This is a genomic window from Exiguobacterium sp. PvP048 (assembly GCF_040549175.1).
Classification (GTDB): domain Bacteria; phylum Bacillota; class Bacilli; order Exiguobacteriales; family Exiguobacteriaceae; genus Exiguobacterium_A; species Exiguobacterium_A artemiae.
Genome location: NZ_JBEPSU010000001.1, coordinates 106,071 through 128,247, shown reverse-complemented (window position 1 = coordinate 128,247; position 22,177 = coordinate 106,071). Strand labels below are relative to the sequence as shown.

Sequence of the window (22,177 nt, the reverse complement as noted above, 5' to 3'; positions counted from 1 at the left end):
CATCATGACCATTTCAACACGAGATTTATCTGTCCTGCTAGGCGTCATTATGATTGTCTTCATGCTCGTCATTCCACTGCCAGGATTTTTACTCGATTTTCTTATCATCATCAACATTTTGATTGCCTTAATGGTCTTACTTGTCGCGATGAACGCGAAGGAAGCATTGGAATTTTCTGTGTTCCCGACCCTCTTGCTGATCGTGACTCTGTTCCGATTGGCACTAAACGTCTCGACGACCCGATCGATTCTCTCGAACGGGAACGGTGGAGAAGTCATTGAAGCATTTGGTAGTTTCGTTGTCGGCGGAAACGCTCTGGTTGGATTCGTCGTCTTCCTGATTCTTGTATTGATTCAGTTTTTGGTCATCACGAAAGGATCGGAGCGGGTATCGGAAGTATCGGCCCGGTTTACGCTCGATGCGATGCCCGGAAAACAGATGGCGATTGATGCCGATTTGAACTCCGGTATGATCGACGAATTACAAGCCCGGACACGCCGCCAAAAAATCCAGTCGGAAGCCGATTTTTACGGCGCGATGGATGGAGCTTCGAAATTCGTCAAGGGAGACGCGATTGCCGGAATCATCATCGTCATCATCAACTTGATTTTCGGAATGATCATCGGTGTCGTCCAACAAGGGTTACCGATGACCGAATCAATCAGCTTATACACCTTGTTGACGGTCGGTGACGGTCTTGTCAGTCAAATTCCGGCCTTATTGATTTCTGTCGCAACCGGAATCATCGTTACCCGCTCGACTTCTGACGGTAACTTAGGGGAAGACATCATCGGTCAGCTCTCACGGACACCGCTCCTCGTCATGATTGGAGCTGGTGCCATCTTCCTGTTAGGTCTTTTTACAGCGATTCCCGATTACGTGACGATTCCTGTCGCGGCAGCAGCGGCCTTCTTCGCTTGGCGATTGACACGAACGTCAAAAGCAGCTCAAGAAGAAGTCGCTGTCGAAGAGGCACCAACTGAAAACCTGCGATCGAGCGAATCCGTCATTTCCCTCTTGAACGTCGATACGATCGAGTTTGAATTTGGCTATGGTTTGATCCCGCTCGCCGATGAAGCGCAAGGTGGGGATTTACTTGACCGGGTCGTCATGATCCGGAGACAGTTGGCACTTGAACTTGGATTCGTCTTACCGACAGTCCGGATTCGTGACCATCTGCAACTCCCGCCGAATCACTACCGGATTAAAATCCGCGGAAGTGAGATGGCAACCGGCGAACTGCTGCTCGATCATTATCTGGCAATGAGTCCGGGTGTCGATGATCCGGAAATCCAAGGGATCGAGACGGTTGAACCCGCGTTCGGGATGCCGGCCTTATGGATTGATGAACGGACGAGAAGCCGGGCTGAGATGTCCGGATATACAGTCGTCGACCCGCCATCTGTTGTCGCCACACATTTGACGGAACTTCTGAAAAAACATGCGGCCGATTTACTCGGCCGAGAAGAGACAAAACAACTGGTCGATCATTTAAAGGAATCGCATCCGATTTTAGTCGACGAAGTGACACCGCAATTGTTGTCGATCGGCGAGCTGCAAAAAGTGTTCGTGCAGTTGTTAAAAGAAAAAATCTCGATTCGAAACTTACCGCTTATTTTTGAGACACTCGCTGATTATGCGGCTGTGACGAAAGATAGTGATTTGTTAGCTGAATATGTCCGTCAAGCATTAGCCCGACAAATTACGGAACAAGTCTTACAAGGAGACGTATTACACGTTGTGACGGTATCGAGTGAACTGGAGATGGAGATTCAGTCAGCGATTCAAAAAACGGAGTTCGGCAATTATTTGGCGCTTGATCCTGATAAGGCAACACATTTCATTGAGTCATTAAATGAATTGACGGCAGAATTCGAACGGTACGGAGCTCAGCCAATCGTTTTGGCATCACCAAGTATTCGGATGTTTGTTCGTCAATTAACAGAACGTTATTTCCCGGATGTACCTGTTCTGTCTTATAACGAATTGATTCCGACAATTGAAGTCAAGAGTATTGGGGTGATTTAACACATGATGGTAAAACGAATTATCGCAAATTCTGTCAGCGAAGCGATGGAACTGGTTAAACAAGACTTAGGAAATGATGCCATCATTTTGAACACACGACAGATCAAAGTGGGCGGTTTGTTCGGCTTATTTGCACAAAAAAAAGTGGAGCTCGTCGCCTCGGTCGAAGAACATCCGGTCGAAAAAATAATACAGCCTGTAAAACAGGTTACGGCTGAGCTGCAACCAGCTAAATCAGTCGTTCAAAGTCATCCGTCAATGATCGAGCCGCTTAGTCCGAAGATTGTCTCGTTCGCTTCACGGCGGTTGCCGGAAGCGCTGAGCTCATACGAAGTTTTGCTCGCTGAACCTGCCCTGCAGCGTGAAGCGGAGGCACTCTATGATTTATTGGTGTCCACTTACTACAAGACCAATGATGTGAGACAGGTCGAACAAGCCTTCATCGCGACTGTGACTGCTCCTATTCAAGTCATGACGGCAACTTCCCGTTTCATTATGGTGACCGGACCGACGGGAGTCGGAAAAACGACGACCCTTGCCAAACTGGCTGCTTATTACCGTCTTACGAAACAACAAACCGTTGGATTGATTACGACGGATACATATCGGATTTCAGCCATCGAACAATTGCGGACTTATGCCGACATCATCGATATTCCGTTACGCGTCGCCTATGATTTACAAGAATTCGAACAAGCAAAAGTCGACTTATCCGACTGTGACGTCATCCTGGTCGACACGGCGGGAAGAAATTTTCTTGACGCGGGTTATGTCGAACAGTTAAAAAAGCGGCATGATTTTTCAGAGACGGATGTATTTCTTGTACTCAGCTTAACGTCGAAGTACCGCGATTTAGAACAGATTCAACAACGGTTCGATCAAGTCCCGTTGTCCGGATTCATTTTTACCAAAGCCGATGAGACAACAGATTTGTGGTCGATTTACGGACTGACGAAAAAGACACAGTTGCCTGTGTTTTGTCTGACGACAGGACAAGAAGTACCTGAAGACATCATCTGGCCGACAAGTGCAGAAGTTTCCCGAATGATTGTAGAAAGAGGGTTAAGATGATGCCAGAAGATCAGGCACGAGCGTTAAGATCAAAATTTTCCGTACGGCAGACCAAAACCATTGCAATCGTCAGTGGTAAAGGCGGGGTCGGAAAAACGAATGTCGCGGTGAATCTGGGTGTCGCGCTATCGTTGCAAGCCAAAAAAGTATTAATCATTGATTTGGACATCGGCATGGCGAATGTCGGTGTGCTGCTCGGAAAATCGTCTAGAGTTTCATTGATGGATTGTGTCAAGGAACGGTCACCCTTGACCCAAGCCGTCGTCGAAGCGACGCCGGAACTGCATTTCATTCATGGCGGGAGCGGATTCACAGAATTAATGGATCTGACGGATCACGATGTTGAATTCATGATGAGCGAGTTTCGGTTTTTCTATGAATATGATTTCGTCTTACTCGATCTGGGTGCCGGAGCAACACATCAGACTTTTGATTTCATCAGCAGTGCGGATGAAGCATGGCTGGTCGTGACGCCTGAACCGACGTCAATCATGGACGGATACGCTTTCGTCAAACTTGCGCATCACCACGCACATGAACTTCCTGTCGCAGTCATCGTCAATCGGGCAACGAACGGCCAAGAAGCGCTTGAAACATTTGACCGTCTACAACAGGTCAGTCAGAATTTTTTGGAAAAATCGTTGCGCTTCGTCGGTTTTTTGCCGGATGATCCGACTGTCATGAAGGCAGTCAAAGCCCAACGACCATTTTATGTATTTGATCGGACGAGTGATGTCAGTTGGCGACTTGATCATATTACGACATCGCTGACGGGGCTTCAGGTCCAGGAACAGAAATTTTTAGACCGGTTACTGAATCGTTTGAAAAAACGGCATAACCGTGTCCGCTAACCATAAAGGAGGATACGTTCCATGGATTTAAATGAATATTTAGGATTGTTTCTTGATGAATCGATTGAACATTTACAAGCCATTAATTCGAGTTTGCTGATTTTTGAACAACGACTCGACGATGAAGCCGTCATCGATCAAATTTTCCGATCCGCTCATACGTTAAAAGGGATGGCCGGAACGATGGGGTATGATGCCATTGCCGATTTAACACATGAAATGGAAAGTGCACTTGATTTAGTCCGTTCGAAGACACAACCTGCCACACCCGAATTGATTGATGTATTATTTGTCGCAGCTGAACAGCTGGAAACGATGGTCGAGGACATCAGTCAGGGTGGTACCGGAAAGCTGGATGTGGCAACAACCGTCGTTCGTTTGAAACAGTTTATCAATACAGATTCGGAACCAAGTCAGGATACGGACAAACCCGCAGCAACAGTCATGAAAAACTTTGAGTGTGATGTCTATTCTGAGTCGGTTGTCCGTCAATCGATGGCTTCCGGTTATCAAGCCTATGTCATTACGGTGGAGTTATCGGCGGATGTCATTTTAAAGGCGGCCCGGGTGTATATGGTATTTGACCGGTTGCAAAACCTTGGGGATGTCATCTTGTCGAATCCGACTTCGGATGAACTGGAACAAGAACAATTCGAGACCCGTTTTGATGTCTTGTTCGTGACGATGAAATCTGCTGAAGACATTCAAAGTGAAGTCAAAGCCGTTTCGGAAGTCGCTCAAGTGTTGATACAGCCATTCGAAGTGCCGGTCGAACCAGCAGCAGCGGCGACGTTGCTCGAGCCGGTTGAAACGCCGGTCGTCAATCCGGCGACGGATACTTCGAACGAGACACAAACACCGGTTGCGGCAAAAACGATTCGTGTCAACCTCGAGCGGATTGATCGATTGATGAATCTGTTTGAAGAATTCATCATTGACCGTGGACGCCTCGAGCGGATTGCGGCAGAAGCCGGTTCTTCTGATTTGACGGAGACGGTTGAACGGATTAAACGCGGAACAAATGAACTGCAGTCACTTGTCCTAACGTTACGGATGATGCCGATTGAACAAGTCTTCAATCGTTTCCCGCGGATGGTACGTTCGGTATCGAAAGATGTCGGTAAAAACATCAAGCTCCACATTACAGGAGCGGAAACAGAACTCGACCGGACGGTCATTGATGAAATTGGGGATCCGCTCGTCCACTTGATCCGAAATGCAGTCGATCATGGAATTGAAAGCAAAGCTGACCGGATTTTAGCAGGAAAAGCAGTCGAAGGAAATCTGTCACTCCGGGCTTACCATTCCGGAAACCGTGTGTTCATCGAGATTGAAGATGACGGCGCAGGCATTAATCAGGAACGGGTGACGAAAATTGCCCTTGAAAAAGGATTGTTGACGGAAGAAGAGGCAGCGTTGTTGACACCGGAAGAAGCATCGATGTTATTGTTTGCGCCTGGATTCTCGACGGCAGAAACCGTCACCGACTTATCAGGCCGTGGTGTCGGGCTGGACGTCGTTAAATCGAAAATTGAATCGCTCGGTGGAGAAGTCTTCGTCGAGACGAAACGCGGAGAAGGAACGATTTTCAGAATCAGTTTACCGCTGACGTTATCGATTATTTCTGCGATGCTCGTCAAATTGGGAGAAGAAACATATGCGATCCCGTTGACAGCCATCCTTGAAACGACATCGCTGAAGCAGGACGCCATTTTACAAGCCCACCGGGAAAAGGTATTCGATTTCCGTGGCCAGCTTGTTCCATTGATTTCATTAAATCAAGTATACGGATTACCGCATGCGGAAGCAGACGCCTATTCTGTCGTCGTCGTCCGAAGCGGCGAGAAATTAGCAGGGTTGATAGTCTCAGAACTGATAGGACAACAGGAAATCGTCATGAAACCGCTAGGCAGTTATCTTGAGGGGATTCGTGCGATTTCAGGTGCGACGATTCTGGGTGACGGACAAGTTGCGTTAATCATTGACAGCAATGCACTGTTACGAAAGTGAGGGAATGAAGAATGGAACAAAAATGGGTCGTCTTTCAATTAGAAGAAAATGCATATGGAATTGATGTGCAATCGGTTCGTTCAATCGAACGTGTCATTCCGATCACACGTATCCCAAATGCCGCATCTTATGTCAAAGGTGTCATCAACTTACGCGGAGTCGTTACACCCGTGATTGATTTGCGGACACGTTTAGGATTTGAGTCCGTCGAGGAAACAGAAGAAACACGGATCATCATCGCAACACTGGAACATGGAGATGCAGGATTCATCGTGGATTGTGCAAATGAAGTCGTTGAAGCAGCAGATGTCCGGATTGAACCGCTGGCAGATTCAAAACAAGACGAGACCAACTATTTAACGGCCATCGCTAAAGGGGAAGATCAACTGTTCTCTTTACTCGAGCCAAACCGTTTATTTGAAGAGATTATCCATGCTTAATCGAATGGAACAGGATGTCTTTCGAGAAATTGGTAATATCGGGGCGGCACATGCGGCAACCGCTTTATCCACGTTGCTGGGGCAACCGGTTGAAATCGAAGTCCCTTCAGCGGACTTGGAAGGGTTCTCGACCATCATTGAGCGGGTCGGAGGTGCTGAAGCTTACACAGCAGGAGCACTCCTTCGATTTTCTGGGGATATTAAAGCATCCTTATTATTTTTAATGCCACTCAAGGATGCTGAGAAACTCGTTTCTCAGTTATTGCAACAGCCATTTCAATTTTTTTCGGAACACCATGCACTTGGTGTTTCAGCATGGGAAGAGATCGGGAATATTTTGATCGGCGCTTATGCCCGCTCGATTTCCGATTGGCTGGATTTATCCGTCCATGTCACGGTCCCGGCCTCTGCTTTTGATATGGTGGGAGCAATTTTGGAAGTTGCCTTACTTGAGTCAACAAAATTTGGTAACATGGCAGTATACATCGATACACGTTTATCCAGTTCAGGTAATGATTTGAATGGTCATTTATTGTTACTACCTGAAGAAGGTGCCTTTGATTCGGTCTTTCAACGATTGGGTGTGGATATTGATGGATGAAGTCGTTCGGATTGGAATTGCAGAATATGCAGTCAGCCAAAAACCGATCATTCTTCGGACGGCTGGTTTAGGTTCTTGTGTCGGTGTCATCATCTACGACCAAGAGCGTGGGCTGTCGAGTATGGCACACGTGATGTTACCGGACTCGTCAATCAGTCGGAATATCGCACTGGAAATCGGAAAGTTCGCCGATACGGCAGTCGTCGAGTTGGCACGTCGTCTTCGTCATAGTGGAGCAATTCGTCTCCGGGCAAAAATTGCCGGTGGTGCACAAATGTTTCAATTTAAATATGAACACGAATCGATGCGAATCGGTGAACGAAATATTGCGGCGGTAAAATTGGCTTTACGAAAAGCGAACGTCCCACTCGTTGCGGAAGACGTTGGTGGAACAAATGGTCGAACGATCGAGTTCCATTCTCAGACTGGTCGGTTAGTCATCCGGACAGTCAACGTCGGAACGCTGGAAATTTAGAGGAGGAATGGTCATGCGTGAGGAATTACAACAACTTTGGAATCAATGGCTATCGACGCGTGATGTAGCGGTAGCTGACCAGTTACTGCTAAATTATGAACCTCTTGTGCACTACCACGTTCAGCGTCTCAGCGCGACACTTCCGAAGAGTGTCGATCGTGATGAATTAAAAAGTCTTGGGATGATGGGATTGTATGATGCCCTTCAAAAATTCGATCAAAATCACAACAATAAATTTGATACGTATGCAGCATTCCGTATTCGCGGCGCCATTTTGGATGGCTTACGGAAAATTGACTGGTTACCCCGGTCGTTACGCGAAAAATCAAAGCGGGTCGAAGCCGCTGTCGAGATTTTAGAACAAAGTCTTCAACGGACCCCGACGATTGATGAGGTTTCATCGATTGTTGATATGAATCCGGAAGAAGTCAAGACGGCACTGGCTGAGAGCTATTTTGCGAATATTCTATCGATCGATGAAGCCGTGACACTTCAAGACGAAGGAAAAGCGATGGCCGTTTCCTATCTGGATCCGGATGCAGCAACACCTGAGGATACGCTTTTGATGCGGGAACTGATTTCGAAATTGGCGGAAGAAGTGGAGCAATTATCCGAGAAGGAACAATACGTCGTATCCCTCTTTTACTTTGAAGAACTGACATTGACGGAAATCGGGGAAGTCCTTGGTTTATCTACTTCACGAATTTCGCAGATTCACTCGAAAGCGCTCCGAAAACTGAAACAAGCGTTAGGGAGTGCTTATCTTTCTGACCGCGTCGCGATGTGAAAGGACATACCATGACACTTTTTTATATTTTGCTAGCAGCACTCATTTGTTACGGTCTTTTGTTATTGTTTAAGCAACAAGCCCTTTTGAAGGACCGCGTCACACACCTTGAACGACAGAAGCAGGAAACGGAAGAAATTCTGTTACAATTCATGCAACAGGTGAATGAGCTGACGGAAGGGGAGGTAATATCCCGCCCGTCGACTCCGGTCGGACAAGAATGGAAAGGCGAGATCATTGTAGCTGAAGAATCAGAGCGATCCGATTATCCGTCTGCACCGGTAAACGTACCTGGAAATGAGGACAAACCGGACGACCGGGTAGAAGAACCGCCTCTATTGGATGTTAAAGATCAACTCGAAAAAGGTGCTGATTTAGATCAATTGGCCCGTTCACTGAACCGGGGAGCCGGAGAAGTGGCCTTGATTGCTAAACTTTCTCAGAAAACGAAGGTTGCCCGGCGTTAAACTTTATGCTATATTAGTCTACGGTGTTAATTACGCACGCATGTATCGCCGGCTGCGGTGCCTTTAATAGGTTAGCTGGAACAACGATCATCGCGGAGGACATCCAAAACCCAAAAGGAGGAATTCATCATGGCAGTAATCTCGATGAAACAATTGTTAGAAGCTGGTGTACACTTTGGTCACCAAACACGCCGTTGGAACCCGAAAATGGCAAAATACATCTTCACAGAACGTAACGGAATCTACATCATTGACCTACAAAAAACGGTTAAAAAAGTAGACGAAGCTTACAACTTCATCCGTGAAGTAGCGTCTGAAGGCGGAAACGTTCTTTTCGTTGGTACGAAAAAACAAGCTCAAGACACTGTGAAAGAAGAAGCGATCCGTGCTGGTCAATACTTCATCAACGAACGTTGGTTAGGTGGAACACTCACGAACTTCTCTACAATCAAAAAACGTATCAACCGTTTAAAACAACTCGAAAAAATGGAAGAGAACGGTACATTCGAAGTTCTTCCTAAAAAAGAGGTCATCATTCTTAAAAAAGAAATGACTCGTCTTGAGAAATTCCTCGGCGGTATCAAAGATATGCCAGGCGTTCCAGATGCACTCTTCATCGTTGACCCACGCAAAGAGCGTATCGCGATTGCAGAAGCACACAAACTCAACATCCCAATCGTTGCGATCGTTGACACAAACTGTGATCCGGACGAAATCGACTACGTCATCCCAGCAAACGACGATGCGATCCGTGCAGTCAAATTGCTTACTGGTAAAATGGCTGACGCAATCCTCGAAGTTAAACAAGGCGAAGATAACGTAGCACCTGAAACTACTGAAGAAGTAGTAGCAGACGCTGAGTAATTCGTGATGCCAGGTGATAAAGGGAATTGACCTTTTATCACCTTTTTTTTGAAAATAAGGACGTTATAAGGAGGAATATCGAATGGCTATTACAGCAGCTATGGTAAAAGAACTTCGTGAAAAAACTGGTGCAGGGATGCTTGACTGCAAAAAAGCACTCGTCGAAGCAGATGGGGACATGAACGCAGCAATCGACTTCTTGCGTGAAAAAGGAATCGCTAAAGCAGCAGCTAAAGGCGACCGGATTGCAGCAGAAGGTTTGACAGCTGTTGCAGTTAACGGCAACAAAGCAGCACTTGTTGAAATCAACTCGGAAACTGACTTCGTTGCGAAAAACGAACGTTTCCAATCACTCGTTCAAAACATTGCAGACGCAGTACTCCGCAATGGTTCTGAAACGGCTGAAGCAGCACTTGCTTCTGAATACGAAGCAGGAAAAACAATCGACACATACATCTCAGAAGAAGCATCAACAATCGGAGAGAAAATCTCACTCCGTCGTGTAGCGCTCTTCGCTAAAGAAGACAACGCAGCATTCGGTTCTTACCTCCACATGGGTGGTCGTATCGGTTCTGTCGTCGTCGTCGAAGGCACAACAGACGAAACTGTTGCAAAAGATATCGCAATGCACATTGCTGCAGCGCGTCCACTTTACGTCGACCGTTCTTCTGTCACAGAAGAAGAAAAAGCACGTGAAGAAAAAGTTCTTACAGAGCAAGCACTCAACGAAGGCAAACCTGCTAACATCGTTGAGAAAATGATTGCTGGTCGTATGAACAAATTCTACGAAGAAATCTGCCTCGTTGACCAAACATTCGTCAAAGATCCAGACTTCAAAGTCGGTAAATATGTAGAATCTAAAGGCGGAAAAATCGTTTCATTCGTACGCTTCGAAGTTGGAGAAGGTATGGAGAAACGTGAAGAAAACTTCGCTGAAGAAGTAATGAACCAACTTAAAAAATAAGAATCAGGATTTCCTGATGACAAGAGAAGGAACACGTATGCTTCAATCCACTTTCGTGTGGAAGTGGGTCGTGTTCCTTTTTTACGGAATTTAGCAAGGGGGACATAGTCATGCAACCGAAATATAACCGGATTGTGTTAAAATTGAGCGGAGAAGCGCTCGCAGGAGATCAAGGGTTCGGAATTCATCCTGGGATTGTCAATTCGATTTCGAATCAAATTAAAGAACTAGTCGAATTGAACGTAGAAGTCGCAGTCGTCGTAGGTGCAGGAAACATTTGGCGCGGTAAGACGGGAGCGGAGCTTGGGATGGACCGGGCAAATGCCGATTATATGGGAATGCTTGCGACCGTCATGAACTCGCTCGCTTTACAAGATAGCCTGGAGTCCGTTGGTGTCGAAACACGTGTTCAGACGTCGATTGAGATGCGACAAGTCGCTGAACCATACATCCGCCGCCGGGCAATGCGTCATCTTGAAAAAGGACGGGTTGTTATCTTTGCAGCCGGAACAGGAAATCCTTATTTCTCAACAGATACGACAGCAGCGCTTCGGGCAGCTGAAATCGAGGCGGAAGTCATCCTGATGGCGAAAAACAACGTCGACGGTGTCTATTCAGCTGATCCAAACGTCGATCCGGACGCGAAGAAATTTGAGACATTGTCTTACCTCGATGTTCTTAAAGACGGCCTTCAAGTTATGGATTCAACGGCAACATCACTTTGTATGGATAATGATATCCCGCTCATCGTCTTCTCGTTGATGGAAGAAGGAAACATTAAACGGGTCGTCACCGGTGATGAAATCGGGACACTTGTAAGGGGGAAATAACATGTCACAAGTAATCATGAAACAAGCAGAAGAGCGGATGGAGAAAGCACATCTGTCATTAAAAAAAGAACTTGCAACATTACGTGCAGGACGTGCAAACGTCTCAATCCTTGATCCGGTTCAAGTGGACTACTACGGTTCACCGACACCGCTCAATCAAGTCGCAAACGTCAATACGCCGGAAGCGCGTTTGATTTTGATTACACCATGGGATAAATCGATGGTGACAGAAATCGAAAAAGCGATTCAACGTGCAGACCTCGGACTGGCTCCTTCTTCAGACGGAACAGTCATTCGTTTGGCGATTCCGCCACTGACAGAAGATCGTCGGAAAGAACTCGTGAAACTTGTCAAGAAGTACACGGAAGAAGGAAAAGTTGCACTTCGGAACATCCGTCGTGATACGAACGAACAATTGAAAAAGCAAGAAAAAGATGGCGTATTGACGGAAGACGATCTGCGCGGTTACACGGAAGATGTTCAAACCTTGACGGATAAATTCGTTAAAGTACTTGATCAAACTGCCGCGGATAAAGAACAAGAAATTATGGAAGTATGACACGCTATATCGTCAGGTTGGGGACTCTTTGTCACACGAAGAGTCCCTTTCTTCTTAAACTAAACGAGGGGAGGAAGAAGTAAATGTTTCAATGGTTAAATCAGACTAAAGAAGTAATTGAACAACAAGTTCCTGAACACATTGCGATTATTATGGATGGAAACGGACGTTGGGCAAAAAAACGAGGCCTTCCCCGGATCATGGGGCATCGTGAAGGGATGAAATCTGTCCGGGAAGTTGTTCGGACGGCAAATGAATTAGGTGTGAAAAGTTTGACGTTATATGCTTTTTCGACCGAAAATTGGACGCGTCCTGAAGAAGAAGTCAGTTTTCTGATGAAACTGCCGGCACAGTTTTTAGAATCCGATTTAAAGGACTTAAATGAACGTAATGTCAAAGTCGAAGTGGCGGGAGAAGTATCACGTCTGCCGATTTATACGCGGGAAGCCGTTCAACAAGCGAAAACAGATACAGCAAACAATACAGGACTTCGGCTGATTTTCGCCCTCAATTACGGAGGACGGGATGAAATCGTCCAAGTCATGCAGAAAATTGCTGAAAAAGTCCAGGCCGGTTTGTTGCAACCCGACATGATTACAAATGAAATCATTGAACAGGAATTGATGACGGGTTCGATGACGGATGTTGATCTCGTCATCCGGACGAGTGGGGAACAACGACTTTCAAACTTTTTATTATGGCAAGCTGCCTATGCCGAATTTTACTTTACCGATGTCTTATGGCCCGAGTTCCGGCGTGACCAGTTCTTAGCGGCAATTGAAGACTATAATCAACGGACCCGTCGTTTTGGCGGAGTCTGACTAAACGAGGACATTTCTTATGAAAACACGAATTATTACAGGAATCTGGGCAGGTGCCATCTTTTTAGGTTTGCTTTATCTAGGAGGACTCCCATTCCTTGCTTTTATGGCAATCTTGACACTCATCGGGTATACCGAAATGGTTAAAATGCGGCAATTGTCGTTCAAGTCGATTCCGGTGCTGTTGTTTGGAGCAGGTACATTACTTCCGTTTATCAGTTTGTACGAACAGGCAAGCGACCAGTTGCTGTCACTGGGACTGACACCGATTGCTTGGGGAATGTTGATTGTCTTGATCGGGTTATTTTGGACAGTATTCTCAAAGAACATGTTCACTTTTGACGATGTCGCCTTCCTGTTGCTGACTGCTGTGTATGTCGGTGTAGGATTTGCATCGTTTACGTACATTCGTCTGCTTGAGAACGGATTAATCTTTTCTTTACTGATTATTCTGCTGATCTGGTTTACGGATTCGGGTGCTTACTTCGTCGGAAAAAGTCTCGGGAAAACAAAACTGTGGCCGGCAATCAGCCCCAATAAGACGGTTGAAGGGGCACTTGGCGGTGTTGTTCTTGCCATTCTGCTCGGAGTAGTCTTTGAGCTGATTCATCCGACAGTTGGCATGGGAACAGTTGTATTATTGGCACTGATCGTTGCCGTAGTCGGCCAACTTGGGGATTTAGTTCAGTCCGCGTACAAACGTCATTACGGCGTAAAAGATTCCGGAGCATTATTACCCGGACACGGTGGGATTCTTGACCGGTTCGACAGTATGATCATTGTGTTTACCGTTCTGATCGTACTCGGTATATTCGGATAAGGAGGAAAAATGATGAAACAGGTTAGTATCATTGGGGGAACCGGATCGATCGGCACCCAGACGTTAGATGTCATCGCAGCAAATCCGGACCGTTTCCAACTGGTCAGCTTTGCGTTCGGGAAAAACATCGAGGTTGCTTTACCCTGGCTGAATCGTTTACGTCCGGAGCTGGTAGCGGTCTTAGACGAGACTGTAAAAGAGCAATTGGAAGCAGTACTTGACTATTCGCCGACAGTACTTGTCGGGGAGGACGGATTGATTGCTGTTGCGACAGCTGAACAAGCGGATATCGTCATTACAGCCGTCGTCGGTGCAATAGGTCTTCGACCGACATTGGCCGCAATCGAAGCGGGAAAATCAATTGGATTGGCAAACAAAGAGACATTGGTGACTGCCGGACACCTCGTCATGAAAAAAGCACGCGAAAAAGGTGTCGCGATTCTTCCGGTCGACAGTGAACATGCTGCCATCTTCCAGTGCTTGAATGGTGAACGGCGTCAGGATGTTCGACAAATCATTTTAACTGCATCCGGCGGCAGTTTCCGTGACCAAACACGGGAACAGTTGGCAAACGTGACGGTGGAACAAGCGCTGAATCATCCGAACTGGTCGATGGGTGCAAAAATCACGATTGACTCGGCGACGATGATGAACAAAGGGTTTGAAGTCATCGAAGCGCACTGGTTATTTGATGTGACGTATGACGAAATTGATGTGGTCCTCCACCGAGAATCCATCATCCACTCGATGGTCGAATTCAATGACGGTGCAGTGATGGCTCAACTCGGAATGCCGGACATGCGTGAACCGATTCAATATGCCCTTACATATCCGTCCCGCCTTGAAATCAAAGGGGGAGAACGGTTAAACTTAAAACAAATCGGACGCCTGAATTTTGCGGAAGCTTCATTTGAACGGTATCCACTGCTTCGTCTTGCGTTTGAGGCAGGACGTGCCGGCGGATCGATGCCTTCCGTGCTCAATGCTGCGAACGAACAAGCTGTCGACCGTTTTTTAAAAGGGGAAATCAGCTTTTTAGAAATTGAAGCGAGCGTTGAGGCGGCTCTTCAAGCACATGAAAACATCGAAGATCCGTCTTTGGACCAGATTTTGGAGTCGGATCGTTGGGCCCGTGCGTTTGTTGCTTCTCACTCACTCGCTAACTAAGGATGGGATAACAATGACGACCTTTATATCAATCGTATTGATGTTCGGTGTACTTGTTGCCGTACATGAATGGGGTCATCTCGTTATGGCCAAACGGGCAGGAATTCTCTGCCGTGAATTTGCCATCGGATTTGGTCCGAAAATTTTTTCTTTTTTCAAAAATGAGACACTGTATACGGTCCGCCTGTTACCAATCGGCGGATATGTCAAAATGGCCGGGGAAGAACCGGAATTCGTCGAAGTCAAGCCCGGTCAGACAATCGGATTGGGACTTCGTGACGGTGTCGTCGAAACGATGTATCTGGATGCTTCGCGTCCGGAAGCAGATCAAGTCGTCACCGTTGAAAAAATTGACTTGCTGCACAAGTTAGAAGTCATTGCGTTACAAGATGAAGTGTCGACACGTTATCCTGTCTCGAAGACTGCTTTTCTTGTCGAGGGACAAACGAAAACACAGATTGCGCCTTACGATCGGACGTTTGGATCAAAATCCGTGTTCAAGCGTGTCTTAGCCATTGCTGCGGGTCCGGCCATGAACTTCGTCCTCGCGTTTGTCATTCTGTTCGGCTTGGCATTGTATAACGGTTCACCGACTGGGGACAGTGTCATCGGAACGGTTCAAAAAGGTTCTCCGGCCGACAAGGCAGGTCTTGTCGAAGGAGACCGGATCGTTTCCGTCAATGGGACAGAAACGGATAAATGGACGGATTTACGGGCAGGTTTCCAAGATCAGGCCGGAAAAAAGACGACGGTCGTCTATGAACGAGACGGTCAGGAACAAACGACGTCCATCACACCGAAAGTCCAACAGCAAGGTGATCAAAAAGTCGGAATCATCGGTGTGACGAATGAAACAGAAAAATCATTCGGAACTGCTTTACAGACAGGGGTTTCTGAAACATGGCGGATGTCGACCTTAATCGTCGGAGCGGTCGGAGATCTCGTAACAGGTGTCGTCGGCGTGGATCAATTATCCGGTCCGGTCGGGATTGTCAAAATGACGGATCAAGTCGCAGACAGCGGATTTTCTATGTTGCTGACGTGGACTGCATTACTTTCAGTCAACTTAGCAGTATTCAACTTGTTACCACTACCTGCTTTAGACGGCGGTCGATTATTATTCCTATTTTTAGAAGCGTTGCGCGGGAAACCTGTCGATCCACAAAAAGAAGGACTCGTCCATTTTGTCGGATTTGCACTGTTGATGCTTTTGATGTTAGTCGTCACATGGAACGATATCCAGAAGTTCTTTTAAATTATTAGTCAAAGGGGTTCACGACTCACATGAAACAATCCAAACTATTTATGCCAACTTTGCGTGAAGTACCATCCGATGCAGAAGCCATCAGTCATCAACTTTTGTTACGGGCGGGGTTCATGCGTCAAAATGCAGCTGGAATCTATTCTTACCTTCCACTGGCAAAACGTGTTCTGTCAAAAATCGAGACGATCATTCGTCAAGAAATGGAGGGCGCTGGTGCGCAGGAATTGTTGATGCCAGCCATTCAGCCGGCAGAACTATGGGAAGAAACCGGACGCTGGGATATTTACGGTCCGGAACTGATGCGTCTGACCGACCGTCACGATCGTCGGTTTGCGCTGGGTGCGACACATGAAGAGTTGATTACGTCCATCGTCCGTGATGAACTGAACTCCTATAAAAAATTACCGGTCAACTTGTTCCAGATTCAAATGAAGTACCGGGATGAGCGTCGTCCACGCTTCGGATTGCTCCGCGGCCGTGAGTTTATCATGAAAGATGCGTATTCGTTCCATTCGACGCAAGAGAGTCTGGAAGAGGAGTATCAAAACATGTTTGATGCCTATACAAAAATCTTCACGCGTGTCGGACTTGAATTCCGTCCGGTCGTCGCAGATTCCGGTGCAATCGGTGGAAGCGGAACACATGAGTTCCATGCGTTAGCTGCCATCGGAGAAGATACGATCGTCTACTCCGATCAGTCGGATTATGCCGCAAACTTGGAGATGGCAGAATCCGTCGATCAGTATACGAAGCAGGATAAAGCACCGGAAGCGCTCGAAGAAGTCCACACTGGAGACGCCAAAACGATTGAAGCAGTCAGTTCAGTGCTTGGATTACCGGAACAGGAGTCCATTAAGACCGTTGTCTTCAAGACAGAACAGGGTCTCGTGATGGCACTTGTTCGCGGTGATCATGAAGTCAACGACATTAAGCTGAAAAACTATCTCGGAGCACTCGATATCATGATGGCGACGGATGAAGAAATCGAACAGGCCCTCCATTCGACGCCGGGCACGCTCGGACCGATTGGAGCCGACATGAAGATTGTAGCGGATTATGCAGTTCGGGCATTGACGAATTCGGTTTGCGGCGCAAACAAGTCGGAAACACATTACGTGCATGTCGATCCAAGCCGTGATTTTGAAGCGGAGTATACGGATTTACGATTCGTCGAAGAAGGGGACGTGTCGCCAGACGGACAAGGGCACGTAAAGTTCGCCCGCGGAATCGAAGTCGGACAAGTCTTTAAACTCGGAACTCGTTATTCAGAAGGCATGAATGCGACCTTCCTCGATGAAGGCGGAAAAGCCCAACCGTTGATCATGGGTTGCTACGGAATCGGCGTTTCGCGAACGATGTCTGCCGTCGTCGAACAACATTACGACGAGCGGGGAATCATCTGGCCGAAAGCGATCGCACCATTTGATGTTCATTTGATTGCCGTTAACGGTAAAAATGCAGAACAGTTGGAAGTGGCAGAAACGGTTTACCGTGAACTGACGGCTGCCGGATTCTCGGTCCTCTTTGATGATCGTAAAGAACGCGCCGGTGTCAAATTTGCCGACGCAGACTTGATCGGACTGCCTGTCCGAATCAATGTTGGTAAAAAAGCACCGGACGGTATCGTGGAACTGAAAGCACGACGCGGTGGTGAAGCAGAGGAAATTCAACAAGCAGATCTTCTTGAAGCTGTTCGTTCGCTTTATGAAGGTTTACAATAAGTAATGGGAACGGTCACTTTTCGTAAAGTGACTGTTTTCTTGTCTCACACCCATTCGCCCCTTGGGCAATCTGCAAGAGGAGGAGGAGTGGCTGTCATGGTGTGAAGCAACAACGACAGCACAAATGCGAGTGGATACACAACAACGCATGGCGCTCTTGATGAGCGATTTAGAATTACCGACCGGCATCGTCGAAGAGTTTTTTACAGATGCTTCCCTTGAAAAATTACGGGTCCAAAAAGCAACTGCAACATGGACTTTCCATATTCGGTTGACACAAATTTTACCTCAGAACGTCTATCAAATGTTTAACAGTCGGTTGAAGAGCCGTTATCAACAGTTTGCAGAGGTCAAACTGCTGCTTGAATCCGAGCAACGTCCCGATGCCAAACTGTTTATTGATTATTGGCCGTATATCGTCGAAGACCTGGCCGATGCTTCGTCAGCGATGCGGAGTCACCTGAGTCGGGTTCTACCAGAATACCGGGACAATAAATTGTTTATTCCAGTCCGCAGTGAACCGGAAGCCGGATTTTTGAAAAACGATCTGTGCAGTGAAATGCAATTGTTATACGGGGCATATGGTTTCCCGAAATTCGTGTGTGAACCGGTCGTCCAGATGGATCAGACCGAGCAGGAAGAGTTACGGAACCAGGTGAAGCAGGAAGATATTGATGAAGCAAAACGGATGCTTGAACTGCAATTCAAACGGGAACAATCCCGTGACGATGATGAAGGTCCGATTGATATCCGGATCGGAAAACCGATTCAGGACGAAGTCGTACCGATCAAGACGATTCAAGATGAAGAGCGCCGGATTGCCATCCGCGGACTTGTTTTTGCGGCGGAAAGCCGTGAACTCCGCAGCGGGAAAACAATTTTTACCTTTAAACTGACCGACTATACGGATTCACTTGTCGTCAAAATGTTTGCCCGGGACGAGACCGATGTCAAAATCTTGTCGGCGATCAAAAAAGGCATGTGGATTCAAGTGGCGGGTCGTGTTGAATTTGATACGTTCTTACGTGACTTATGTATGATGATTGCTCAATTGTCCGAAGTCAAAATGGAATTGCCGGCTGATCCGTGGGCCGGTGAAAAACGGGTCGAGTTGCATGCCCACTCCCAAATGAGTCAGATGGATGCCGTCATGAACGTGACGAAGTACGTCGAACGGGCGGCCGCCTGGGGACATCCGGCAGTTGCGATCACGGATCATGCCGGTGCTCAGAGTTTTCCGGACGCGTATTATGCCGGAAAGAAAAATGATATCAAGATTTTATACGGGATTGAAGCGAACGTCGTCAACGACGGCGTGCAAGTCGCCTATCATCCGGTGGATCAAGAATTAGAAAAAGCAACATTCGTCGTCTTTGACGTCGAGACGACCGGGTTGTCTGCCATGTACAACAAAATCATCGAGCTCGCTGCCGTCAAGATTTATGATGGTGACGTCATTGACAAGTTTGAAGCTTTTGCCGATCCGAAACATTTGTTGTCGGCGACGACGATTGACTTAACGGGAATTACCGATGAAATGGTTCGCGGAAAACCGGATCCGGAACAAGTCGTCAAAGAGTTCATGGACTGGGCGGGAGATTCGATCCTCGTTGCCCATAATGCGTCATTTGACATTGGGTTCCTGAATGCGACACTGCGGTCCGGTAACCATGAAGAATCAACGTTACCGGTCATCGATACGCTGGAACTGGCACGTGTCCTGATGCCGAGCCTCAAGAATCACCGGCTGAATACGCTCGCGAAACGCTTTGATATCGAATTGACCCAGCATCACCGGGCGATTTACGATGCGGAAGCAACCGGCTACTTGATGCTCAAACTGCTACAGATGGCAGATGAGATGTTTAATATGAAAACGCACCTTTCGCTGAACCGGGAAATGGGGAAAGACATCTCGCGGGCTCGTCCGTATCATGCGACGGTCTATGCGAAAAACCGGACCGGGCTCAAAAATCTGTATCAATTGATTTCGCTTGCGCATACGAAGCACGTTCACCGGGTCGTCCGGACGCCGCGTTCGCAACTGGTCGCACACCGGGACGGATTAATTATCGGTTCCGCTTGTGACAACGGGGAAGTGTTTGATGCTGCCCTTAACAAGTCGGACGAGGATTTAGCGAAGGTCATGCGTTTTTATGATTTTATTGAAATTCAGCCTCCGGCGATGTATGGTCATTTGATTGAACGGGAAATCGTTCAAAATGAACTGGAGCTGCGGGAACTGATCAAAAAAGTTATCCGCGTGGCGGAAGAAAATGATATCTTGCCGGTTGCGACAGGAAACGTTCATTATCTTGATCAACATGATGCAACATACCGGGAAGTCTTGATTCGGACCCAAGGCGGCGCTAATATGCTTAATATGCGAAAACAACTGCCGCCGGCTCATTTCCGGACGACGCAGGAAATGATGAGTGACTTTAAGTTTTTAGGACCGGATGTATCGGAACGACTCGTCATTACGAACAGCCAGCAAGTGGCCGGATGGTTCGAAAATATCGATATCATTCCGAAAGATCTGTTCACTCCGAAAATCGAAGGTGCTGATGAAGAAGTCCGCTCACTGTCGTATGATATGGCGCATCAGATTTACGGTGATGTGTTGCCGGAAATCGTCGAGGCCCGATTGGAAAAAGAACTCAAGTCGATTATCGGACACGGATTTGCCGTCATCTATCTGATTTCGCACAAACTTGTCAAGAAATCACTTGATGACGGATACCTTGTCGGTTCGCGGGGGTCAGTCGGGTCAAGTCTTGTCGCGACGATGACGGAGATTACGGAAGTCAACCCGTTGCCGCCGCATTATGTCTGTCCGAATTGTAAGGAATCGGAATTCTTTGATGACGGATCGGTTGGTTCCGGATTCGACTTACCGGATAAAACGTGTAAGACGTGTGATGTGCCGTTAATTAAAGACGGGCATGACATTCCGTTTGAGACCTTCCTCGGATTCAAAGGGGATAAAGTCCCGGATATCGATTTGAACTTCAGCGGAGAATACCAGCCGAAAGCCCACGCCTATACAAAAGTTTTGTTCGGGGATGATTATGTTTACCGTGCCGGAACGATTGGTACAATTGCTGAGAAAACGGCATATGGGTATGTCAAAGGTTATCAGTCGGAAAATGACCTCAATTACCGGAATGCCGAAGTCGACCGGCTCGTCAGCGGAGTGACCGGTGTCAAACGGACGACCGGACAGCACCCAGGGGGAATCATCGTTGTTCCGGACTATATGGACATTTATGATATCAGTCCGATCCAGTTCCCGGCGGATGATATGGGATCCGAGTGGAAGACAACTCACTTTGACTTCCATTCGATTCACGATAACCTGTTGAAACTCGATATTCTCGGACATGATGATCCGACGATGATCCGGATGCTACAGGATTTATCGGGACGTGATCCGAAAACGATTCCGGTCGACGATGCCGAAGTCATGAAGATCTTCAGTTCGACAGAATCAATCGGCGTGACGCCGGAACAGATCGATTCGAAAACCGGAACGCTCGGAATTCCCGAGTTCGGAACTAAATTCGTCCGGCAGATGCTCGAAGAAACAAAACCGACGACGTTTTCAGAGCTCGTCCAGATTTCCGGTCTGTCCCACGGAACGGATGTCTGGCTCGGTAATGCCAGTGAACTGATTTATAACGGAACATGTGAACTAAAAGACGTCATCGGGTGCCGGGATGATATCATGGTCTACTTGATTTACGCCGGTCTTGAACCGTCGCTGGCCTTTAAAATCATGGAGTCGGTCCGTAAAGGGAAGGGTCTGTCGATTGAGATGGAAGAAGCGATGATTGAGAACCATGTCCCGCTCTGGTACATCGATTCGTGTAAAAAAATCAAGTACATGTTCCCGAAAGCCCACGCCGCAGCCTATGTATTGATGGCTGTCCGGATTGCCTATTATAAAGTCCATCATCCGATGTACTACTATGCTTCTTACTTCACGGTCCGGGCCGGTGATTTTGATATCGGTGCGATGAATAAAGGGTCGGCCGCGGTCCGGAAAGTGTTGCAGGACATCAAGGACAAAGGATTTGAAGCGACAGCGAAAGACAAAGGACTCTACACCGTCCTTGAAATTGCGCTTGAAATGATCGAACGTGGTTTCACCTTCAGCAAAGTTGATTTGTATAAATCGAGCGCATCCGAATTTCTGATTGACGGAGACGCGTTGCTACCGCCATTTGATGCCGTCACCGGACTCGGGACGAATGCAGCGAAACAGATTGTCGAAGCCCGAAAAGGTGGCGAGTTCTTATCAAAAGAGGATCTTCAAAAACGGGCGAAGTTATCCAAATCGATCATCGAAACACTCGATAATCTCGGGTGCCTCGAAGGTCTTCCGGATGAGAACCAGCTCTCGTTATTTGACCTCTAAAGCCTTGCGAATGCTT

General features: G+C 47.3%; 19 protein-coding genes. All 19 read left to right on the top strand.

Annotated elements, in window-relative coordinates:
• The first annotated feature begins 4 nt into the window (after positions 1–4).
• The 19 genes from flhA to ABIC15_RS00550 all read left to right on the top strand — a co-directional run bounded on the left by flhA (position 5) and on the right by ABIC15_RS00550 (position 22,161).
• Complete coding sequence (flhA, locus tag ABIC15_RS00640; protein WP_214848894.1) at positions 5–2,029, top strand: flagellar biosynthesis protein FlhA; 2,025 nt, start codon at positions 5–7, stop codon at positions 2,027–2,029.
• A 3-nt stretch (positions 2,030–2,032) separates the two neighbouring features.
• On the top strand, positions 2,033–3,100 hold the full coding sequence (locus ABIC15_RS00635; protein ID WP_354019506.1) for a flagellar biosynthesis protein FlhF: 1,068 nt from the start codon (positions 2,033–2,035) through the stop codon (positions 3,098–3,100).
• Positions 3,097–3,951 (top strand): MinD/ParA family protein, encoded by an 855-nt coding sequence (locus ABIC15_RS00630; RefSeq protein WP_354019505.1) that lies wholly within the window; start codon positions 3,097–3,099, stop codon positions 3,949–3,951. Before ABIC15_RS00635 ends, ABIC15_RS00630 begins: the two co-directional genes overlap by 4 nt.
• A 21-nt stretch (positions 3,952–3,972) precedes the next feature.
• Complete coding sequence (locus tag ABIC15_RS00625) at positions 3,973–5,961, top strand: chemotaxis protein CheA (RefSeq protein ID WP_214764067.1); 1,989 nt, start codon at positions 3,973–3,975, stop codon at positions 5,959–5,961.
• A gap of 11 nt (positions 5,962–5,972) precedes the next feature.
• Positions 5,973–6,401, top strand: a complete 429-nt coding sequence (locus tag ABIC15_RS00620) for a chemotaxis protein CheW (protein ID WP_114595513.1) — start codon at positions 5,973–5,975, stop codon at positions 6,399–6,401.
• Entirely contained in the window at positions 6,394–7,002 is a 609-nt protein-coding gene (locus tag ABIC15_RS00615; RefSeq protein ID WP_114595514.1) for a chemotaxis protein CheC, read from the top strand. Before ABIC15_RS00620 ends, ABIC15_RS00615 begins: the two co-directional genes overlap by 8 nt.
• Positions 6,995–7,477: a chemotaxis protein CheD gene (locus ABIC15_RS00610; protein ID WP_114595515.1), complete on the top strand. Its 483-nt coding sequence runs from the start codon at positions 6,995–6,997 to the stop codon at positions 7,475–7,477. The genes ABIC15_RS00615 and ABIC15_RS00610 overlap by 8 nt, the downstream gene beginning before the upstream one ends.
• Before the next feature lie 13 nt (positions 7,478–7,490).
• Positions 7,491–8,264, top strand: a complete 774-nt coding sequence (locus ABIC15_RS00605; RefSeq protein ID WP_114595516.1) for a FliA/WhiG family RNA polymerase sigma factor — start codon at positions 7,491–7,493, stop codon at positions 8,262–8,264.
• Positions 8,265–8,275: 11 nt separating this feature from the next.
• Positions 8,276–8,731 carry a hypothetical protein gene (locus tag ABIC15_RS00600; RefSeq protein WP_147269811.1) on the top strand — a complete coding sequence of 152 codons (456 nt, stop codon included), beginning with the start codon at positions 8,276–8,278 and terminating at the stop codon, positions 8,729–8,731.
• 129 nt (positions 8,732–8,860) lie between these two features.
• Complete coding sequence (gene rpsB, locus ABIC15_RS00595; protein WP_012370721.1) at positions 8,861–9,595, top strand: 30S ribosomal protein S2; 735 nt, start codon at positions 8,861–8,863, stop codon at positions 9,593–9,595.
• Positions 9,596–9,677: 82 nt separating this feature from the next.
• A complete protein-coding gene (tsf, locus tag ABIC15_RS00590; protein WP_114595518.1) occupies positions 9,678–10,559 on the top strand; it encodes a translation elongation factor Ts in 882 nt (293 codons plus the stop codon).
• Between the two features lie 110 nt (positions 10,560–10,669).
• Positions 10,670–11,389, top strand: coding sequence for a UMP kinase (gene pyrH / locus ABIC15_RS00585; RefSeq protein WP_012370719.1), 720 nt, complete (start codon positions 10,670–10,672; stop codon positions 11,387–11,389).
• Position 11,390: 1 nt separating this feature from the next.
• Positions 11,391–11,948 (top strand): ribosome recycling factor, encoded by a 558-nt coding sequence (gene frr / locus ABIC15_RS00580; RefSeq protein ID WP_354019504.1) that lies wholly within the window; start codon positions 11,391–11,393, stop codon positions 11,946–11,948.
• 83 nt (positions 11,949–12,031) lie between these two features.
• Positions 12,032–12,769, top strand: coding sequence for an undecaprenyl pyrophosphate synthase (locus ABIC15_RS00575; protein ID WP_012370717.1), 738 nt, complete (start codon positions 12,032–12,034; stop codon positions 12,767–12,769).
• A gap of 19 nt (positions 12,770–12,788) precedes the next feature.
• Positions 12,789–13,589, top strand: a complete 801-nt coding sequence (locus tag ABIC15_RS00570) for a phosphatidate cytidylyltransferase (RefSeq protein WP_012370716.1) — start codon at positions 12,789–12,791, stop codon at positions 13,587–13,589.
• 12 nt (positions 13,590–13,601) lie between these two features.
• Positions 13,602–14,756, top strand: coding sequence for a 1-deoxy-D-xylulose-5-phosphate reductoisomerase (locus ABIC15_RS00565; protein WP_354019503.1), 1,155 nt, complete (start codon positions 13,602–13,604; stop codon positions 14,754–14,756).
• Between the two features lie 13 nt (positions 14,757–14,769).
• Positions 14,770–16,011 carry an RIP metalloprotease RseP gene (gene rseP / locus ABIC15_RS00560; protein ID WP_214764098.1) on the top strand — a complete coding sequence of 414 codons (1,242 nt, stop codon included), beginning with the start codon at positions 14,770–14,772 and terminating at the stop codon, positions 16,009–16,011.
• Between the two features lie 29 nt (positions 16,012–16,040).
• Positions 16,041–17,741 (top strand): proline--tRNA ligase, encoded by a 1,701-nt coding sequence (locus ABIC15_RS00555; protein WP_012370713.1) that lies wholly within the window; start codon positions 16,041–16,043, stop codon positions 17,739–17,741.
• A 124-nt stretch (positions 17,742–17,865) separates the two neighbouring features.
• Positions 17,866–22,161 carry a PolC-type DNA polymerase III gene (locus ABIC15_RS00550; RefSeq protein WP_483298746.1) on the top strand — a complete coding sequence of 1,432 codons (4,296 nt, stop codon included), beginning with the start codon at positions 17,866–17,868 and terminating at the stop codon, positions 22,159–22,161.
• Positions 22,162–22,177 lie beyond the last annotated feature (16 nt).

What these genes read in the sequence shown, in the direction of transcription:
- ABIC15_RS00570 (WP_012370716.1), top strand. Translation starts at nt 12,789, where the DNA reads ATGAAAACACGAATTATTACAGGAATCTGGGCAGGTGCCATCTTTTTA.
- rseP (WP_214764098.1), top strand. Translation starts at nt 14,770, where the DNA reads ATGACGACCTTTATATCAATCGTATTGATGTTCGGTGTACTTGTTGCC.
- ABIC15_RS00635 (WP_354019506.1), top strand. Translation starts at nt 2,033, where the DNA reads ATGATGGTAAAACGAATTATCGCAAATTCTGTCAGCGAAGCGATGGAA.
- ABIC15_RS00600 (WP_147269811.1), top strand. Translation starts at nt 8,276, where the DNA reads ATGACACTTTTTTATATTTTGCTAGCAGCACTCATTTGTTACGGTCTT.
- flhA (WP_214848894.1), top strand. Translation starts at nt 5, where the DNA reads ATGACCATTTCAACACGAGATTTATCTGTCCTGCTAGGCGTCATTATG.
- ABIC15_RS00630 (WP_354019505.1), top strand. Translation starts at nt 3,097, where the DNA reads ATGATGCCAGAAGATCAGGCACGAGCGTTAAGATCAAAATTTTCCGTA.
- ABIC15_RS00575 (WP_012370717.1), top strand. Translation starts at nt 12,032, where the DNA reads ATGTTTCAATGGTTAAATCAGACTAAAGAAGTAATTGAACAACAAGTT.
- rpsB (WP_012370721.1), top strand. Translation starts at nt 8,861, where the DNA reads ATGGCAGTAATCTCGATGAAACAATTGTTAGAAGCTGGTGTACACTTT.
- ABIC15_RS00565 (WP_354019503.1), top strand. Translation starts at nt 13,602, where the DNA reads ATGAAACAGGTTAGTATCATTGGGGGAACCGGATCGATCGGCACCCAG.
- ABIC15_RS00625 (WP_214764067.1), top strand. Translation starts at nt 3,973, where the DNA reads ATGGATTTAAATGAATATTTAGGATTGTTTCTTGATGAATCGATTGAA.
- pyrH (WP_012370719.1), top strand. Translation starts at nt 10,670, where the DNA reads ATGCAACCGAAATATAACCGGATTGTGTTAAAATTGAGCGGAGAAGCG.
- ABIC15_RS00620 (WP_114595513.1), top strand. Translation starts at nt 5,973, where the DNA reads ATGGAACAAAAATGGGTCGTCTTTCAATTAGAAGAAAATGCATATGGA.
- ABIC15_RS00550 (WP_483298746.1), top strand. Translation starts at nt 17,866, where the DNA reads ATGCGAGTGGATACACAACAACGCATGGCGCTCTTGATGAGCGATTTA.
- ABIC15_RS00615 (WP_114595514.1), top strand. Translation starts at nt 6,394, where the DNA reads ATGCTTAATCGAATGGAACAGGATGTCTTTCGAGAAATTGGTAATATC.
- ABIC15_RS00610 (WP_114595515.1), top strand. Translation starts at nt 6,995, where the DNA reads ATGGATGAAGTCGTTCGGATTGGAATTGCAGAATATGCAGTCAGCCAA.
- tsf (WP_114595518.1), top strand. Translation starts at nt 9,678, where the DNA reads ATGGCTATTACAGCAGCTATGGTAAAAGAACTTCGTGAAAAAACTGGT.
- ABIC15_RS00605 (WP_114595516.1), top strand. Translation starts at nt 7,491, where the DNA reads ATGCGTGAGGAATTACAACAACTTTGGAATCAATGGCTATCGACGCGT.
- ABIC15_RS00555 (WP_012370713.1), top strand. Translation starts at nt 16,041, where the DNA reads ATGAAACAATCCAAACTATTTATGCCAACTTTGCGTGAAGTACCATCC.
- frr (WP_354019504.1), top strand. Translation starts at nt 11,391, where the DNA reads ATGTCACAAGTAATCATGAAACAAGCAGAAGAGCGGATGGAGAAAGCA.